At 57.2% G+C, this 12840-nt stretch carries 16 protein-coding genes; 10 read left to right on the top strand and 6 right to left on the bottom strand.

Annotation, left to right across the window (positions count from 1 at the left end):
• Positions 1-159: 159 nt before the first annotated feature.
• The 5 genes from V6Z53_RS24455 to V6Z53_RS24435 all read left to right on the top strand — a co-directional run bounded on the left by V6Z53_RS24455 (position 160) and on the right by V6Z53_RS24435 (position 3575).
• Complete coding sequence (locus tag V6Z53_RS24455) at positions 160-1368, top strand: ammonium transporter (protein ID WP_338582215.1); 1209 nt, start codon at positions 160-162, stop codon at positions 1366-1368.
• A gap of 82 nt (positions 1369-1450) precedes the next feature.
• Positions 1451-1687 carry a glutaredoxin family protein gene (locus V6Z53_RS24450; RefSeq protein WP_338582213.1) on the top strand — a complete coding sequence of 79 codons (237 nt, stop codon included), beginning with the start codon at positions 1451-1453 and terminating at the stop codon, positions 1685-1687.
• A 166-nt stretch (positions 1688-1853) separates the two neighbouring features.
• Positions 1854-2171, top strand: a complete 318-nt coding sequence (locus tag V6Z53_RS24445) for a transcriptional regulator (protein WP_338582212.1) — start codon at positions 1854-1856, stop codon at positions 2169-2171.
• Positions 2172-2242: 71 nt separating this feature from the next.
• Positions 2243-3133, top strand: a complete 891-nt coding sequence (locus tag V6Z53_RS24440; protein ID WP_338582211.1) for a pseudouridine synthase — start codon at positions 2243-2245, stop codon at positions 3131-3133.
• 163 nt (positions 3134-3296) lie between these two features.
• Positions 3297-3575 (top strand): hypothetical protein, encoded by a 279-nt coding sequence (locus tag V6Z53_RS24435; RefSeq protein WP_338582209.1) that lies wholly within the window; start codon positions 3297-3299, stop codon positions 3573-3575.
• A 69-nt stretch (positions 3576-3644) separates the two neighbouring features.
• On the opposite strand, the gene V6Z53_RS24430 is transcribed toward V6Z53_RS24435, so the two are convergent.
• Positions 3645-3866, bottom strand: a complete 222-nt coding sequence (locus V6Z53_RS24430; RefSeq protein WP_008055112.1) for a YgdI/YgdR family lipoprotein — start codon at positions 3864-3866, stop codon at positions 3645-3647.
• 77 nt (positions 3867-3943) lie between these two features.
• On the bottom strand, positions 3944-4546 hold the full coding sequence (mobA, locus tag V6Z53_RS24425) for a molybdenum cofactor guanylyltransferase MobA (protein WP_338582205.1): 603 nt from the start codon (positions 4544-4546) through the stop codon (positions 3944-3946).
• Between the two features lie 81 nt (positions 4547-4627).
• Between mobA and moaB the strand changes: the two genes are divergently transcribed.
• Positions 4628-5167, top strand: a complete 540-nt coding sequence (gene moaB / locus V6Z53_RS24420) for a molybdenum cofactor biosynthesis protein B (protein WP_020796825.1) — start codon at positions 4628-4630, stop codon at positions 5165-5167.
• On the top strand, positions 5151-6377 hold the full coding sequence (gene glp, locus V6Z53_RS24415; RefSeq protein ID WP_338582201.1) for a gephyrin-like molybdotransferase Glp: 1227 nt from the start codon (positions 5151-5153) through the stop codon (positions 6375-6377). Before moaB ends, glp begins: the two co-directional genes overlap by 17 nt.
• Before the next feature lie 62 nt (positions 6378-6439).
• On the opposite strand, the gene V6Z53_RS24410 is transcribed toward glp, so the two are convergent.
• Positions 6440-6751: a hypothetical protein gene (locus V6Z53_RS24410; protein WP_338582199.1), complete on the bottom strand. Its 312-nt coding sequence runs from the start codon at positions 6749-6751 to the stop codon at positions 6440-6442.
• A gap of 223 nt (positions 6752-6974) precedes the next feature.
• On the opposite strand from V6Z53_RS24410, the gene yegS reads away from it, so the two are divergent.
• The gene (yegS, locus tag V6Z53_RS24405; RefSeq protein ID WP_338582197.1) at positions 6975-7892 is read left to right on the top strand and encodes a lipid kinase YegS; all 918 of its coding nucleotides are present in this window, start codon (positions 6975-6977) and stop codon (positions 7890-7892) included.
• Here the strand turns inward: yegS and V6Z53_RS24400 are convergent.
• The 3 genes from V6Z53_RS24400 to V6Z53_RS24390 form a co-directional block, all read right to left on the bottom strand.
• Positions 7876-8532, bottom strand: coding sequence for a response regulator transcription factor (locus V6Z53_RS24400; protein WP_338582195.1), 657 nt, complete (start codon positions 8530-8532; stop codon positions 7876-7878). The genes yegS and V6Z53_RS24400 overlap by 17 nt on opposite strands.
• Entirely contained in the window at positions 8529-9422 is an 894-nt protein-coding gene (locus tag V6Z53_RS24395) for a sensor histidine kinase (RefSeq protein ID WP_338586560.1), read from the bottom strand. Before V6Z53_RS24395 ends, V6Z53_RS24400 begins: the two co-directional genes overlap by 4 nt.
• Before the next feature lie 486 nt (positions 9423-9908).
• Positions 9909-10379, bottom strand: coding sequence for a hypothetical protein (locus V6Z53_RS24390; protein WP_338582193.1), 471 nt, complete (start codon positions 10377-10379; stop codon positions 9909-9911).
• A gap of 469 nt (positions 10380-10848) precedes the next feature.
• Between V6Z53_RS24390 and V6Z53_RS24385 the strand changes: the two genes are divergently transcribed.
• Positions 10849-11784: a chemotaxis protein CheV gene (locus tag V6Z53_RS24385; protein WP_338582191.1), complete on the top strand. Its 936-nt coding sequence runs from the start codon at positions 10849-10851 to the stop codon at positions 11782-11784.
• 177 nt (positions 11785-11961) lie between these two features.
• Positions 11962-12768, top strand: coding sequence for an MOSC domain-containing protein (locus V6Z53_RS24380; RefSeq protein ID WP_338582190.1), 807 nt, complete (start codon positions 11962-11964; stop codon positions 12766-12768).
• The last annotated feature ends 72 nt before the right edge of the window (positions 12769-12840 follow it).

The following is a 12840-nucleotide window of genomic DNA, read 5'->3' as shown; positions in this document are numbered from 1 at the left end:
GAGTCAATGTCTCGGTCGTGATTGGCGTTGACGAACCCTGTGCGCCGAAGCGGTTCATCGGGAGTGACGGAGCGGATTCGGTACGTCACAACTTGGTGCATGGATTGCCCGCACGAACTGCTTTGGTGCTTTTTTACAGCCTTAAGGTCTGCCTAATCCATGGAAAATCTGCAAAGCGCTGTGGACAGCCTGGTCCATAGTTCCAACACGTTGTTCATTCTGATCGGTGCGGTGATGGTACTGGCCATGCACGCCGGTTTCGCCTTTCTTGAAGTGGGTACGGTTCGGCAAAAAAACCAGGTCAACGCGCTGTCGAAGATCCTCAGCGACTTCGCCGTCTCGACGCTGGCTTACTTCTTTATAGGCTATTGGATTTCCTACGGGGTGACCTTCATGCAACCGGCGGCGGTGATCAACGCCGATCACGGTTACGGGCTGGTGAAGTTTTTCTTCCTGCTGACCTTTGCGGCGGCGATCCCTGCGATCATTTCCGGAGGCATCGCCGAGCGTGCGCGATTCGTGCCGCAACTGTGCGCGACAGCACTGATCGTGGCGTTCATCTATCCGTTCTTCGAAGGCATGATCTGGAACGGCAACTTCGGTTTGCAAGCCTGGTTGCTGAAAAGCTTTGGTGCCAGCTTCCATGATTTTGCCGGGTCCGTGGTGGTCCACGCCATGGGCGGCTGGCTGGCACTCGCAGCGGTGTTGCTGCTGGGACCACGCAATGGTCGATACCGCGAAGGGCGCCTGGTGGCCTTCGCGCCGTCGAGCATTCCGTTTCTGGCATTGGGCTCGTGGATCCTGATTGTCGGCTGGTTCGGTTTCAACGTGATGAGCGCGCAAACCCTGCAAGGCGTCAGCGGGCTGGTGGCGGTGAACTCGTTGATGGCCATGGTCGGCGGCACCATGGCCGCCTTGATTGTCGGGCGCAATGACCCGGGCTTTCTGCACAACGGTCCTCTGGCCGGACTGGTGGCGATTTGTGCCGGCTCCGATTTGATGCATCCCGTAGGCGCGTTGGTGACCGGTGCCATCGCCGGGGCATTGTTTGTCTGGTGCTTTACCGCCGCGCAAGGCAAATGGCATATCGATGATGTGCTGGGCGTGTGGCCGTTGCATGGCTTGTGTGGTGTGTGGGGCGGGATTGCCTGCGGCATCTTTGGCCAGAGCGCATTGGGCGGCCTGGGCGGCGTGAGTCTGATCAGCCAGTTGATCGGCACGGCACTGGGCGTGGTCGTTGCTTTGGCCGGAGGCTTCGCGGTGTATGGAGCGATCAAGGCGTTCCATGGTCTGCGTCTTAGCCAGGAGGAAGAGTATTACGGCGCGGATTTGTCGGTGCACAAGATTGGCGCTGTCAGCCAGGATTGAGGTGTGGCGCGAGGATTCAATGGCTCGACGGTTTTTTAGGGTGGGCCTAGAATAGTCACTCACATTTTTCGGTTGAGCGCTCATGCCTCCTGAATGTCAGCTGTTCGGCACCCTTGGGTGCCACCTCTGTGAAGTGGCCGAAGCCATGCTGATGGAGTTTGTCGAGCGGGGTCTGCTGGTGGAGTTGGTGGACATCGCTGACGACGAAACCTGGTTCGAGGCTTACAGCCTGCGCATTCCGGTGCTGCGACGGGTTGATACCGGCGCTGAGCTGGGTTGGCCGTTCGGCGCCGATGAAGTGGTGGCGTTCCTAACTTAGTCTTTTGCGATAACGCCATTCCCGTTTGTCGAACTTTACGGTTGATCCCCTTGGCTTATCCGCAGTGATTCGGATACTGTATGCGCATACAGTTATTCGGATTGCTGCGCTGTCATCCGTTTTTCAAAGGATGGGCAGGCAAGTCCGGGCGTGAGAGGGATGAATCGTGGTCAACGTCGAACAATTGAAGAGCAGCGTGAACCGGATGTCGGTTGACGTGGTACGCGAGGCTGTCCTCGAATTGCGTCTGGACGGTCTGGTAACCGAAGGCAAAACGCCTTTCAACAAACTGCATTTCAATACCTGTTTCGCTGAAATCGAAGCTTTGTTCCAGCGTGCAGGCTATCACCGGCAACTGGATGTCGTGGGCTATCAGGGTTTGTTGTATGCGCTGTATGACCCGGGGCGCTGGGAGGCGGTCGATGTGCTGCGCTGGCTCAAGGAGTACACCGAGGCGGCGGCGCGCAAACAGATACCGGCCTGAGGATTCTCCGCTAGGTTCGTTCCCCTCGCTGCTGGATAATGCCGCTCTGCATTGAGGGTTAGAGCTTTCGTATGTCCACTTCACCTTTTTCTGCCGCACACAGCCAGGCCAGCACACTCTACTTGCCGCCTGGTTCGTGGCAGACCGTACTCGATTGCCTGTGCGAGCACTTCAGCGCCATTGGCCGTGATCAATGGCTGGACAGAATCGCGCGTGGCCGCGTGCTTGATGGGCAAGGGGCGCCAATCGCTCTCGATCTGCCTTACAAGGAAGGGCTGCGCATTCACTACTTTCGGGAAGTGCCGGACGAAAAACCGATCCCGCTGGTGGAGTCGATCCTGTACGCGGACGAGCATCTGGTGGTGGCGGACAAACCGCATTTTCTGCCGGTGACGCCGGCCGGTGAGTACGTTGAACAAACCCTGCTGAGGCGGCTGATCCGTCGCCTGGATAATCCGCACCTGGTGCCCTTGCACCGCATTGACCGGCATACGGCGGGGCTGGTGCTGTTTTCCGCCAATCCTCAAAGCCGTTCGGCCTACCAGTCGTTGTTTCCTACACGGCAGATCGAAAAACGCTACGAGGCCATCGCGCGAGCATTGCCGGAGCTCTCGTTTCCATTGGTTCATAAAAGTCGACTCATTGACGGTGAACCTTTCTTCCGTATGCAGGAAGGGCCGGGCGCCAGCAACACCGAAACGGCTGTCGAGGTCAGGGAGAAGAACGGCGATCTCTGGCGTTATGGCCTTTACCCGGTGACGGGCAAGAAACATCAATTGCGGGTGCACATGACAGCGTTGGGCGCGAGCATTTGCAACGACCCGTTTTATCCTCGGGTGCTCAAGGATGTGGAGGATGATTACGCCAATCCATTGAAGTTGCTGGCGCAAGGGCTAAAGTTCGTGGACCCGGTCACGGGACAGGAAAGAGAGTTCGAGAGCACGATCACCCTGCAGTGGTGATCAGGAGGATTGTTGTCCGCGCTGGAGTATTGTTTGAAAAAAACGAATTTGTGGTCAGGTTCGTAGTCATTTGAACAGGCCCCACGAACGTGGCGTTCAAAGTCCTCGGCAGTCCAGCCAGATCATTCGGCAGCTCCGAGTCCTTCCAAGCAAGGAGATACCCATGAAGCGTACCGTTTTCGCTGGAATGTTCATTTGCGCTGCAATGTTGGCCAATCCTGTGTTTGCTGCAGACCATGACCTTTGTACCATCAAGCTCCAGGAGCTCAGGGACAAGGTCACCACCCTGCCGGCTACGTCCGAAAACACCACCATGGAAGTCAAACGGATGCAGGCCAGCGCGGAAGCGGCCAACGCAGCGAACGACGACAAAAAATGCATCACCGAAGCCACGCAGGCATTGACCCGGGTGGACAAGCTTGCGAAAGAACCCAACCCGTAAGTTGCCGTGCCAGAAAAGCAAATGCCCCGACAAGTCGGGGCATTTTTGTATCCGGTGTCGCCGCGAAGATTACAACTCTTTAACGGTACGAACCTGATCCTTGTTGATGCGGGTTTGTTTGCCATCCAGTTGTTCGAATTCGTAGAAGCCCGAATCCTTGTCATAGTTTGGCGTGTCGACGGCCTGGATTTCGCGACCGTCATTCAAGGTGATCACTGTAGGCGATGCGCAACCGGCGAGGGTAGCGAGGCCCAGTGCGAGCATGAAAGTGGCCAGGGTCCGTTGAGTCATGGGTGTGTCTCCGAAAATGAATTCTTTGGTTACTGAACTTCAGACGTGTGCAGCACGTGCAAGTTCCTCGGGTGCGTTCAGTCTGACACAGTGTTGTGTTCGCTTAACAGTTCCGGCGTGTTCAGGTTGGCCAGACGCGGATCGTTGTCAGGGCACTGTAGCGCAGTTGCACCCAGCTTGCGCATGAGTCGGCCCGGGCTGCGTTCACCGTCGCTCCATGCGCTTTCGAAGTCGTCGCGAAGTGCCACGGGAATCACGCACAACAAGGGTTCCCAATGCTCATCATGGCGCAACATCAACGGTTTGTCGGGATGCTGGCTGGCGGTTTCGCGCATGCTGGTGAGCAGTGCTTCATCGATGCGCGGCACGTCGCAGGGCAAGACCAGCAAGTGGGTATGGCGAGCCGCTTTCAGGCCCGCACGAATGCCTGCCAATGGCCCCGGAAAGTCGCCTTCGTCGTCATGAACCAACTGGTCGGCGTAGGGCGCGTATTTTTCCAGGTTGCGGTTGCAGGAGATAATCAGGTCATCGCTCAGCGGGCGAGCCTTGCGATGCAGATGTGCAATCAGCGGCTCGCCGTGCCATTCCACCAACCCTTTGTCCTGACCGCCCATGCGTTGGCCGCGTCCGCCCGCCAGGAGGAGAATGGAGCAGGGTGGTAATTGTGAACTCGGATTCATGGCTCGTCTCCGTGGGGGCGGCGAAAAATGGGGGCGCTGTGATATAACACCGGGCTGTTTCTCCTACAACTGGACGAGCCTATGAAAGCCAAGGCTGATGTACCTTTCGCGCCGCTCAACATTGCAGTGCTGACGGTAAGTGACACCCGCACCCTGGAAACCGATACCTCAGGCCAGGTCTTCGTCGACCGCTTGACGGCTGCCGGCCATAACCTGGCTTGCCGGGTGTTGCTTAAAGATGACCTCTACAAAATTCGCGCGCAAGTCGCCAACTGGATTGCCGACGATGTCGTGCAGGTGGTGCTGATCACTGGCGGCACCGGTTTCACCGGGCGCGACAGCACGCCGGAAGCCGTGAGCTGCTTGCTCGACAAGCAAGTCGATGGCTTTGGTGAACTGTTCCGGCAAATCTCGGTAGCGGACATTGGCACCTCGACCGTGCAATCGCGCGCCTTGGCAGGTTTGGCCAACGGCACGCTGGTTTGCTGCTTGCCGGGCTCGACCAATGCCGTACGCACCGGGTGGGACGGCATTCTTGGCGAGCAACTGGATTCGCGGCATCGCCCCTGCAATTTCGTGACTCATCTGAAACAGGCGGCTCCCTGTGAATCCCGCGGGTAAGCCAGGCAAGTCCGGCAGCCTGATGCCGGTCGAGGTGGCGCTGGCGCGTTTGCTGGAAATGGCCGACAACTCAAGGATTGTCGAACGTGAGCGTCTGCCGCTGGCGCAGGTCCAGGGGCGTGTCCTGGCCGATGATCTGGTGTCGACCCTCGATTTGCCACCCTGGCCGAATAGCGCCATGGACGGTTATGCCTTGCGCATGGCTGACTGGACCGCAGAGCCGTTGGTCGTCAGCCAGAAGATCTTTGCCGGGCAGGCACCTGAACCCTTGAAGCCGGGTACGTGTGCTCGAATCTTCACGGGTGCGCCTGTTCCCGCCGGGGCCGATTGCGTCGAGATGCAGGAAAACGCCGAAGTGCTGGCGGATGAACGCGTACGTTTCACCGAGCACTTGAGCATTGGGCAGAACATTCGTCCACAAGGCCAGGAAACCACGGTCGGTGAACTGATCTTGCCGGCGGGTACCCGTTTGGGGCCGATTGAACAAGGTCTGGCTGCCTCGCTGGGGTGTGCCGAACTGGACGTGGTTCGCAAGGTGCGCGTTGCGGTTCTGTCCACCGGGGATGAGTTGATTGAGCCAGGTCAGCCGCTTGGGCCAGGACAGATCTATAACAGCAACCGCGTTTTGCTCTGCAGTTGGTTGCAGCGGTTGGGTTGTGAAGTGATCGACGCCGGGATTCTTCCGGATAATCTGGAAACCACGCGAGCACGACTGGGTGACTTGCAGAATGTCGATCTGATTCTCTCTACCGGTGGTGTATCGGTGGGCGAGGCTGACTTTCTCGGTATTGCCTTGCGGGAGGAAGGGGAGCTGAGTTTGTGGAAGCTCGCCATCAAACCCGGCAAACCGCTGACATTTGGACATTTTCGTGGGGTACCGGTGATTGGCTTACCCGGTAATCCGGCATCGACTCTAGTGACCTTCGCCCTATTGGCCAGGCCTTATATTTTGCGGCGTCAGGGCGTCAAACAGGTGGAGCTGCTGAAGGTGCAGGTGCCGGCAGGATTTGACTGGACCATCGCCGGCAATCGACGTGAATACTTGCGCGGTCGACTGGAGAATGGCCAGGCCATCATCTACAAAAACCAGAGTTCCGGTGTGTTGCGCAGTGCCGCGTGGGCCGATGGGCTGGTTGAAGTGCTGGAAAATCGCACACTGGTTGCAGGTGACGGCGTTTACTTCATTCCGCTGAGTGAAGTGCTGGACTGACCTTTTTAGCTGGCTTGTCACGCAGGCCCGGTTGATCCAACCGGGTTTGGCGTGATGACGGATCAATGAGCCAGGAGCAGCGTTACGAGCTGGTCGAAACGGCTATTGGCAATCCAGCCTAGAAGCCCAAGCACGACGGCCGTTCCGCCAGCGGAATAGGCGAGCCTGTGTTTGATGGATTTGACGTCGGTTCTTACTTCTTCCATGTCCCTGCGGATGTATTTGAGGTGTGTTTCCAGCTCAATGACGCGAGGTTCCATATCGACTTCTCCTTTGGTTTTTGCGCTGTATCTGAATTCGGCTTGATGATTGGTCCGCTTCTCTGCGAGCGGCACGACCGGAGTCACCGGTAACCTGAGATCATGGCTTTGCATGGCACATCCTTGTGTTTGCTTATCACTGAAAAACCCAAGTGCCAAAGTGTACCAATCCCCCTTATTGGTCAATTGAGCCGATTCCTCACGTTTTGTAAGAAAAATCGCTCCATGTAGTAGTCAAGGCTGCCCAGCCGGAAATAATTCAACTTCTTGCGACTTTTTGCGGGTGCGACGAGGTCAACATCTCCCGTACGCCATTCAATACCGGGAGTGATAAACCATGAGCGAGTGCAAGGCGCTGTTGATTCTGCATGGCAAGCAGGCGCTCAACGAAGAGGTCCGTGCCGCCGTCGAAAACAAGCGCGCACAGGGATGGGAGCTGGCTGTCCGGCTGACCTGGGAGGCCGGCGACGCACAGCGGCTGGTAGAAGAAGCGTTGGCGGCAGGTTACAGACAGATCGTCGCCGGTGGTGGTGACGGTACATTGCGAGATATTGCCGAGGCTATGGCGGCGCATTCCACGCGAGCCAGCCTGGTGCTGATGCCCTTGGGAACCGCCAACGATTTCGCACGCGCGGCTGGCGTTCCACTGGAGCCTGCTCTAGCACTGGATCTTCTGGAGGTGGTGCCAAGTCCGATTGATTTGGGGGAGGTCGGCGGGCAGGTTTTCCTGAACATGGCCACTGGCGGTTTTGGCAGTCAGGTCACGGCCAATACCTCCGAGGAGTTGAAAAAGGTGCTTGGCGGTGCAGCGTATCTGTTCACCGGTTTGTCACGCTTCAGCGAACTGCATGCGGCGTATGGCGAGTTGCAGGGGCCGGATTTTCACTGGAGTGGAGATCTGCTGGCCCTGGGCATCGGTAATGGCCGGCAGGCGGGTGGTGGACATGTGTTATGCCCGCAGGCACTGGCGGACGACGGTTTGCTCGATATCAGCATTTTGCCCGCGCCGCAGGAAGTGGTTGGCACCCTGAAAAACCTGTTGGCCGATGGCTTCGGTATCGACAACATGTTCGTGCGGGCTCGTCTGCCGTGGGTCGAGATCAAGGCTTCCGAGGGCCTCTATATCAACCTCGATGGTGAACCGCTCGAGGGTGACAACCTGCGGTTCTCGGCGCGGCCGGCGGCACTGCTGGTGCATTTGCCCGAAGGCTCGCCGCTGTTGAGTGCGACAGGAACTGTCAGTCGTCCAGACTGATGATCTGCTCGCGCACGGCGAACAATACCAGGCCCGCGACATCGTAGATTTGCAGGCGCTTCATGATCTGCGAGCGATGGGTTTCGACGGTCTTGACGCTCAAGCCCAGGCCGTTGGCGATTTCCCGGGTGGATTTTCCGCGAACGATCAAGCGCAGGATTTCCAGCTGGCGGGCCGTCAGGTTGTGCGAGTCTGCAGGGTCGGGGCTTTTCTGGGTCCGGGTCAATGCCTGGGTAATGACCGTATGGGCAATGGCCGGGCTCAGGTAGCGTTCGTTATTACGCAAGGCTTCCAGCGCATGTTCCAGTTCAGTGGCCGTGGTGTCCTTGAGCAAATAACCATGAGCCCCGGATTCGAGCGCCTGCATGATGAGTGCCGGGTCGGTATGCATCGACAGGATGAGGACCTTGCTCTGCGGGCGGACCCGTTTGAGTTGCTGTAAAGCTTCAAGGCCACCGGTCTGCTTCATGGAAATATCCAGAAGCACAATGTCTGGGGACAGGCGCTCGACCATGGCGAGCAACTGCGAGCCGTCATTGGCCTCGCCGATGACCGCGTAGCCAGGAATATCCAGCACCAGGGCGCGCACGCCAGCCCTGATCAGCGAGTGGTCATCCACCAGAAGTAAGTTACAAGTCAATGCATAACCTTATTCGTACTGGCCCGTTCGAGCGCGCGAGGTGCCCAGGGGAAGAGAGCTTCGATTTGAGTACCTTTGCCCGGTTCACTGGTCACCGTCAATGTGCCGCCCAGTTGAGCGATCCGCTCCGACATCCCGGCCATTCCCCGTTGTCCCTCTCGACCCGGGTCCGTGGCTGGCGCGAAACCCTGGCCATCGTCACTGATCGATAATGTCAGACCCTGGGGCAAACGTTGCAGGCAGACCAGCAGATTCTTCGCTTCGGCATGCCTGAGAATATTGGTGACCGCCTCCTGGGTAATGCGAAACGCCGCCACGGCCATTTCTTCTGGAATCCCGGTCAGGCGTTGATGGCAGTCCAGGCTCCAATGCACGGAGGTATTGGCCAGCGTCTTGAGCAAATGTGCACGCAGACTGGCTTCCAGTCCAAGGCTGGTTAACTGCCGTGGATTGAGGATGGCCGACACATCGCGGACTTTGGCGAGGGTTTCCTCCAGGGTGTCGCACAGTACCGAGCATTGCCCCTGGAGTTCTTCCGGCATTCGGCGTTTGAGCCAGTCACTCTGAAGTTTGGCAGCGGTCAGCAATTGGCCGATGTCGTCATGCAGTTCCCGGCTGAGGCGGTGACGTTCGTTTTCCTGGACTTCGAGCAAGCGATCGGCCAGCTCCTGAGGTTGAAACTTGATTGACTTGCGCGACAGCCGATATTGCACCCAGACACAGCTCAAGGCCGCGATATTGATCGCCAGCAGAGCCAGTGGCAGTGGAGTGGAGAGGCTATAGACCAGCAGGCAGCCGAGCGTAGAGCAGGCACATAACAAAAGCGTGAACCGTCGCGCATTTTCTCGGGACGGTGGCCACGTGGCGATTGACTTGAGGCTGGCGTACATAGCGGATGGAGCCAATGGAGGTTCGCTGCGGGCAGACCGGTCATGCTGGCTGACGGGTCTCTGTTTTGTAATGTTGTACATCGACTTCAACGCTGCACAATTTCTGTATAAGAAATTCAGTCTTGAATTTAAACGACTGTGGCCGTGGCAATCAAATTGCCATTAATTGACGCCAACTAATGGGCGGCATAATACCACTTAAGATACCGTTGGTCGCGCATGCGATATATGTCCCGGGAGTCAGGATGCAAGGCATTCTGGACGTGATTTCCACATTGGAAAAAGTGTGGTTTTTGTCGTGGGAGAGATGTCGGTTTCCCTTGGTTCTTGTCTTTTAATACCAGGAAAAACCCTGGTCAAGACAAGCAATCAAATGCCGAAAGGAATAGGTTGTTTATTCGCGGTTGTCGTTAATTGATATGCGGAGTTCAATTGCGACATGCGCGTGCTCAATATGTCGCGCCATCATGACCCGTAGAATGTGGATTAAGCCTGCCGCTCCATATAGGGAACGAGTGTGAACGGTTTGGAATTAACCGGGAGTTGATACTGAGTTTGGCCGACCTGGAAGGCAAAGGCTTCGATCAGTATGGTCTGTTCACTTTCATCCAGGCTCAGCTGGCCGGTGTTCTGGTCGATCAGTTCAAGTTGCCAGGCGATCAAAGTCAGGCAATCTTTCAGCGCACCCAGGGCCTGGTCGTGCAGGTCCATGTGATTCTGCGCGTGGTTGAGCAGGCCATGAATGTGCAGCGAGAACTCCGAAACGGCTGCCAGCGCAAGGGCATCCGCCTTGCTGGCCAGTCTCAGGAGAGTACTGAGCATGCAGTCGATGGCGTCCTTGTCATTGCTGATCAGTTGCAAATGGCTGAGGCATTCCTCGGTTTTCGCCAAGAGCAATTCGGCTTCGACGAGAAACTCCGGGACCCGCTTTGCCCACTCTGTACGATTGTTTGGCATGCTTATCTCCACAACGTCATGACTAATGAGGGGATGTCGTGTGTGTCGACGAGGACGACAGGCGTCCCGACGTAACCGTTTCGTCGTGAGATCGCGTTCCGGCCATCCTTGATGCAGGTGGGGGAACTACTTGTTGAGGGGGTGGATGGCCACTGACCTGCGATCGCACACAAAAGCCTGACTCCATTCATGCAATGAGAATGGCGTCACATTAATGGCTATTGGATATTGCGAATATCAGGTTGTGCCTGATTGTTACTAGGGGAATCCCTTACGCAGCGGAACCTATTGCGCAAACTATGGTCGCGACGCAGAGACTGTAGCAGATGAAATCACAACGCCAGTAAAGCATGATGTTAATGTGACATCAATCTTTGAGCGTGGCATTTTAGAGGGGGTCAAGGTCTGGCAAAACCAGCCGATAACCCTCTATCTAGTGAATTCATCAGTACAAGCCCAGGAGTCATTGATGGCTGGCATTCTCGATACGGTAGACCAACGTACGCAACTGGTGGGTGAGAATCGCCTGGAAATTCTCATGTTCCGTCTCGCTGGACGGCAATTGTTCGCGATCAACGTATTTAAAGTGCAGGAAGTGCTGCAACTGCCGAAGTTGACCCTGATGCCGCAGCGTCATCCGTTTGTGTGCGGCGTGGTCAACCTGCGTGGCCAGACCCTGCCGGTGATCGACCTGTCCCAGGCCATCGGTATGCGTCCGCTGGTGCCGGGCCCGAACAGTACGATTATCGTCACCGAGTACAACCGTTCCGTGCAGGCCTTCCTGGTCGGTGGCGTCGACCGTATCGTCAACATGAACTGGGAAGCGATTCTGCCGCCGCCGGCTAGCGCCGGTCGCCAGCACTACCTGACCGCCATCAGCAAGGTCGACGATCAGTTGGTGGAAATCATCGACGTGGAAAAAGTCCTGGCCGAGATCGTCCCTTATAACGCCAAGGTATCGCGCGACAAACTGGATGATCCGGTACTGGAACGCGCCCGTGGCCGTGAAGTGCTGCTGGTGGATGACTCCAATGTGGCCCTGGCGCAATTGCGCGATACCCTGGGTCAGTTGGGCGTGAAGATGCACATCGCCAGCGATGGCTTGAAGGCCTTGAACATGCTCAAGGCCTGGGCCGATACGGGCGTGAACATGACCGACAAACTGCTGATGGTCTTCACCGACGCGGAAATGCCAGAGATGGACGGCTATCGCCTGACCACCGAAATCCGCAACGATCCACGCCTGCGTGGCTTGTATGTGGTGTTGCACACGTCGTTGTCCGGCAGCTTCAACGACTCGATGGTCAAGAAGGTCGGCTGCGACAACTTCCTCTCCAAATTCCAGCCGGACAAACTCGTCGACGTGGTGCGCCAGCGCCTGATGCTTGATGCGGTTCCAGCCTGATCTATCCCTGTAGGAGCGAGCCTGCTCGCGATGGACGTCAACGAAACGCGTGCTGTCTGACTTAACGCGTTATCCGGACGTTTTTCGCGAGCAGGCTCGCTCCTACAAGTGTCTTTGCTCTTTGATTCGCCGATCAAGCTCGTATAGGGTGACGTTTTTGCCCACAGGGAGCTGGTCATGCTGCGTCTGAGCGCGCTTTATCGTTATCCGTTGAAATCCGGCAAGGGCGAGGTCCTGCAACAGGTTGGTCTCGACAAGCTGGGGCTGGACGGTGATCGACGCTGGATGCTGGTGGACGAGGTCAGCGGGCGTTTCCTGACCCAGCGCGCGGTGGCGCAGATGAGCCAGTTGTCGGCGTTGTGGAATGCCGAGGGCGGTCTGACACTCAGCGCGCCAGGTCATTCGCCAATCGATATTGCATTACCCGGCAGCGACGCCGAACTCCGCGGCGTGACCATCTGGCGCGATACCTTGCGTGTGCCGGATGCCGGCGATGCGGCGGGCGCCTGGGTCAGTGAGTTCATCGGTAAACCCACGCGTCTGGTGCAAGTGCCGCTGGACCGCGCGCGGATCACACAGTCGGGCTTCGGCAAGGATGATGATCAGGTTGCCTTCGCCGATGGCTTCCCGTTGTTACTGATCGGCCAGGCTTCACTCGAGGATATTTCACAGAAAGTCGGTCGGCCAATGGAAATGCTGCGCTTTCGACCCAACCTGGTGATCGATGGCAGCGAAGCTTACGCCGAGGATGGTTGGAAACGCATACGCATCGGCGATGTCGAGTTCCGCGTGGTCAAGTCGTGTTCGCGCTGTATTTTGACGACGATCGACCCGCAAACCGGTGAACGTAGCCACGATCGCGAACCTTTTGCCAGCTTGCAGAAGCACCGCTCCACTGAGGACGGCGCGATGTTCGGCCAGAACCTGGTCAATGACAGCAACGGCCGGTTGGAAGTGGGGATGCCGGTAGAAATCCTCGAATAATTGCCTTGCACAATGAAAAATGCCCGTGTCCAAGGACACGGGCATTTTTTTGCGCTGTGAAAACCCAGGGTT

Origin of the sequence: Pseudomonas sp. MAG733B, assembly GCF_036884845.1 — a bacterium.
In the GTDB taxonomy this organism is placed as follows: Bacteria; Pseudomonadota; Gammaproteobacteria; order Pseudomonadales; family Pseudomonadaceae; genus Aquipseudomonas.
This window is presented reverse-complemented; position numbering and strand designations above follow the sequence as displayed.

Excerpts from the sequence above, each read along its gene's own strand:
- V6Z53_RS24390 (WP_338582193.1), bottom strand. The coding sequence starts at position 10,379 with ATGCCAAACAATCGTACAGAGTGGGCAAAGCGGGTCCCGGAGTTTCTC.
- moaB (WP_020796825.1), top strand. The coding sequence starts at position 4,628 with ATGAAAGCCAAGGCTGATGTACCTTTCGCGCCGCTCAACATTGCAGTG.
- V6Z53_RS24380 (WP_338582190.1), top strand. The coding sequence starts at position 11,962 with ATGCTGCGTCTGAGCGCGCTTTATCGTTATCCGTTGAAATCCGGCAAG.
- V6Z53_RS24435 (WP_338582209.1), top strand. The coding sequence starts at position 3,297 with ATGAAGCGTACCGTTTTCGCTGGAATGTTCATTTGCGCTGCAATGTTG.
- V6Z53_RS24430 (WP_008055112.1), bottom strand. The coding sequence starts at position 3,866 with ATGACTCAACGGACCCTGGCCACTTTCATGCTCGCACTGGGCCTCGCT.
- V6Z53_RS24455 (WP_338582215.1), top strand. The coding sequence starts at position 160 with ATGGAAAATCTGCAAAGCGCTGTGGACAGCCTGGTCCATAGTTCCAAC.
- yegS (WP_338582197.1), top strand. The coding sequence starts at position 6,975 with ATGAGCGAGTGCAAGGCGCTGTTGATTCTGCATGGCAAGCAGGCGCTC.
- V6Z53_RS24440 (WP_338582211.1), top strand. The coding sequence starts at position 2,243 with ATGTCCACTTCACCTTTTTCTGCCGCACACAGCCAGGCCAGCACACTC.
- mobA (WP_338582205.1), bottom strand. The coding sequence starts at position 4,546 with ATGAATCCGAGTTCACAATTACCACCCTGCTCCATTCTCCTCCTGGCG.
- V6Z53_RS24395 (WP_338586560.1), bottom strand. The coding sequence starts at position 9,422 with ATGTACGCCAGCCTCAAGTCAATCGCCACGTGGCCACCGTCCCGAGAA.
- V6Z53_RS24410 (WP_338582199.1), bottom strand. The coding sequence starts at position 6,751 with ATGCAAAGCCATGATCTCAGGTTACCGGTGACTCCGGTCGTGCCGCTC.
- V6Z53_RS24385 (WP_338582191.1), top strand. The coding sequence starts at position 10,849 with ATGGCTGGCATTCTCGATACGGTAGACCAACGTACGCAACTGGTGGGT.
- V6Z53_RS24450 (WP_338582213.1), top strand. The coding sequence starts at position 1,451 with ATGCCTCCTGAATGTCAGCTGTTCGGCACCCTTGGGTGCCACCTCTGT.